The following is a 3,103-nucleotide window of genomic DNA, read 5'->3' on the forward strand; positions in this document are numbered from 1 at the left end:
ATGCCGGAGGCAGGCCCGCCACGAGGCGAGGCCCGACGCAGTTCGAGCCGAGAGGCGGCGGCCATGCCGGAGGCAGGCCCGCCACGAGGCGAGGCCCGACGCAGTTCGAGCCGAGAGGCGGCGGCCATGCCGGAGGCAGGCCCGCCACGAGGCGAGGCCCGAGTTGATCCAGCTTCGGGAGGTGAGTTGGTTGCGTTTGGTGGTGGCGTCGGCTAGACTCGCTGAATAGCGGGTTGCTCGCTTCGGGAGGACATCATGAATCGCCCCATTGCCTACGACAAGCTGGCGCGGGAGGAGCGCTTTATCCGGATGCGGGGCCGCCGCGTCGCCGAGGTCAAGGTGGAGCAGGGCCTGCCCCCGTTCCCCGACCTGTCCAGCCGCGAGTCGATCAAGGAGCGGGTGCACGGGATCCTCGTGGGCGAGCTGCAGGCCATGGAGGGAGCCGGGCGGACCGTGTGCGACTTTCCCGACGCGCCGTGGGAGTTCACCATGGACATGGCCCGGCAGGCGTGGGACGAGTCCCGCCACGTCGAGATCTACATCCGGCTCCTCGAGCACCTGGGCGGCTACGTCGGTGAGTTCCCCGAGACCACGATCCTCTGGCGCTGCGCGTGCGCCGAGGACGCCGCAGCCCGGGTGGCGGGCGTGAACCGGGGGCTCGAGGGGCTCGCCTGCGACGTGTTCAACCAGCTCATTCACATCGCGCGGAAGGTCGGCGACCCGATCCTGGAGCACGCCGTGGACTTCGTGCTGGCCGACGAGATCACCCACGTGCGCATGGGGTCCCGGTGGCTGAACGAGTTGACCAAGGACGATCCGGAGCGCCGGAAGCGAGCCGTCGAGTTCCAGGAGACCATCGACGAGCGGTTCAACCTCGGCGGGCTGCGGCGGGAAGGGGACCACGAGGAGGTGCCCATCTCGATCGCGACCGAAGCCCGGAAGCTGGCAGGCTTCACCGATGAGGAGATCGCCCGTCTGATCAAGACCACCCAGCGCTCGCCCGTCTATTGAGCGATGGCGGTGCATCCGCTCGCCGGCTTTCTCTCGGTTGAGGAGTCCGCCGGGCGCATCCGCCACTACCGCTACGCGGAGGAGCGGATGATGCGGGTGCTGGGCGGCTGGATCGCTCTCACCCCCGAGCTGTCAGCCAAGCTCCTGCTGGGTCGCCACGTCTGGGACTGCGCCCAGCATGCTGACCTGTGGGGGAAACGGCTGGCCGAGCTGCGGGCTCCGGCCCAGGTGTCCGAGCCGCCCAACGAGGCCTTCGTTCGCTTCATGGACCGGCTGGAGAGCCCGGAGGAGTTCCACCAGACACCGGAGCGGCTCGTGGGCGTTTACCGGGTGCTGAAGCCCCACCTCCTCGCGACCTATGAGGAGCACGTCGGCCGCGCCAACGCGGTGTACGAGCCCCCCACCCGCCGGATCCTCCAGCGGACGATCGATGACGAGCGGCGCCACATCACGGCCGGCAGCATGGTGCTCTCGCACGTCCTCACGACGCCCGAGCTGCAGGAGCGCGCGCGGGGCTGGCAGCGGGAGCTGGAAGGGCTGCTCGAGGAGGCCGGCGGTGTCTCGGGCCGAGGGACGGCATCCCCCGCGCCTGCCGATGCGGTCCCGGACGCTGCCGGGATCGCTCAGGATCTCGTTTCGCTGGAGCGGCCGGTTGGGCGCTGGCCGATTCCGCCCGAGCTTGAGGCTTCCGTCGAGGCCCACGCGCGACATCTCGTGAGCAGGGACCTTCGAGCCCTCGAGCCCGATTTCGCCGCGAGCTACCGGGACACCGGTATGGCCGTGTACGCGTCGCTCGCCGCGACCGCTTTCGCCCGTCACCGGGTCGTCGGCTTCGCCACGCTCGGCGGCCAGCGCCTGGTCAAGGTCCGGCTGGAAGGGCCGGCCCGGATCGCCGTGCTTCAGCTCCGCTGGGGCGACCAGGACGGCCGGTGGCAGGTGCTCGAGGCCGAGGTCGTGAGGACCGAGGGGAACTCCGGATCTTAGGGTTGCGTTCCCACGCGTTCACCCGTCGCGATGCCCGTCTGCCCGCCCGCCGCCGCGCCGGCCCGTCCCCGAAACTGATCCGATGCCCTGCACCGCGATCATCGACCAAGGAGCCCCCGATGCCTGAACCGGTCAAGGCCCCGATCACCGGTGTCGTCTTCCAGGTGGTGACCAAGGCGGGCGAGCGGCTCGCCGCAGGCGCCCCGATCGTCGTCCTCGAGTCCATGAAGATGGAGATCCCCGTGGAGGCGCCGCGGGCCGGAACCGTGGTCGAGGTGAACGTCACGGAGGGACAGACGGTGCAGGAGGGCGACACGGTCGCGCTCCTGGACTAGCGGTTCGAGCCGAGGGACGTCGGCCATGCCGGGAGGCAGGCCCGTCACGAGGCGAGGCCCGAGAAGGAGGCACGAGATGGACCTCGCGAGGTTCCGGGCTCTGTTCGAGTACACCCGGTGGGCGAACCGGAGGCTCTTTGACCAGGTGGCGGCCCTTCCGGCCGCCGAGGCCGAGCGGGCGATCGGCACCCAGTTCAGCGTGCCGACGCTCAAAGGGATGCTGGCCCACATCCTCGGCGCCGAGGTGACCTGGCTGAAGCGCTGGCAGGGCGAGTTCCCGTCGTCCCTTCTCTCGGGGAAAGACTTCCCCGACCTGGCCTCCCTCCGCGTCCGCTGGGACGAGCACGACGCGAGGATGGAGGCGTTCCTGGCGAGCCTCACGGAGACGGATCTCGCGCGGGAGATCCACTACCGCAACACGGAGGGGAAGCCCTTCCGGCTCCCGCTCTGGGCCCTCCTGCACCACGTGGCCAACCACGGCACCCATCACCGGAGCGAGGTGGCCACCATGCTGACCATCGTCAAGGGTTCGCCCCCGGATACCGGTCTGGTGACCTACCACCTCGTCCGGTCCGGGCAGATGTCCTAGACTTGGAGCCTGATCTCATAAGCGCGTTCGAGCGCCGGCTCCGCCGGCGCAACCGATCCTGGGGGGAGACTTTCTATGACCCTTGTCAAGAACTTTTTTTTTCACGGTCACGCCGCCCGGCGTAACTGCTGCCGCGCCATGGTCGCCAGGTGGTAGGTCTCGTCGTATGGCACCTGCCGACTCC

4 protein-coding genes are annotated in these 3,103 nt (G+C 69.4%); all 4 read left to right on the top strand.

Annotated elements, in window-relative coordinates:
• Window positions 1–255 precede the first annotated feature (255 nt).
• The 4 genes from HY726_21535 to HY726_21550 all read left to right on the top strand — a co-directional run bounded on the left by HY726_21535 (window position 256) and on the right by HY726_21550 (window position 2,919).
• Complete coding sequence (locus HY726_21535; protein MBI4611580.1) at window positions 256–1,011, top strand: DUF455 family protein; 756 nt, start codon at window positions 256–258, stop codon at window positions 1,009–1,011.
• 3 nt (window positions 1,012–1,014) lie between these two features.
• Window positions 1,015–1,995, top strand: a complete 981-nt coding sequence (locus tag HY726_21540; protein ID MBI4611581.1) for a hypothetical protein — start codon at window positions 1,015–1,017, stop codon at window positions 1,993–1,995.
• A 119-nt stretch (window positions 1,996–2,114) separates the two neighbouring features.
• Complete coding sequence (locus HY726_21545; GenBank protein ID MBI4611582.1) at window positions 2,115–2,330, top strand: biotin/lipoyl-binding carrier protein; 216 nt, start codon at window positions 2,115–2,117, stop codon at window positions 2,328–2,330.
• A gap of 76 nt (window positions 2,331–2,406) precedes the next feature.
• The gene (locus tag HY726_21550) at window positions 2,407–2,919 is read left to right on the top strand and encodes a DinB family protein (protein MBI4611583.1); all 513 of its coding nucleotides are present in this window, start codon (window positions 2,407–2,409) and stop codon (window positions 2,917–2,919) included.
• Window positions 2,920–3,103 lie beyond the last annotated feature (184 nt).

The sequence above is a fragment of the Candidatus Rokuibacteriota bacterium genome, from assembly GCA_016209385.1.
Classification (GTDB): domain Bacteria; phylum Methylomirabilota; class Methylomirabilia; order Rokubacteriales; family CSP1-6; genus JACQWB01.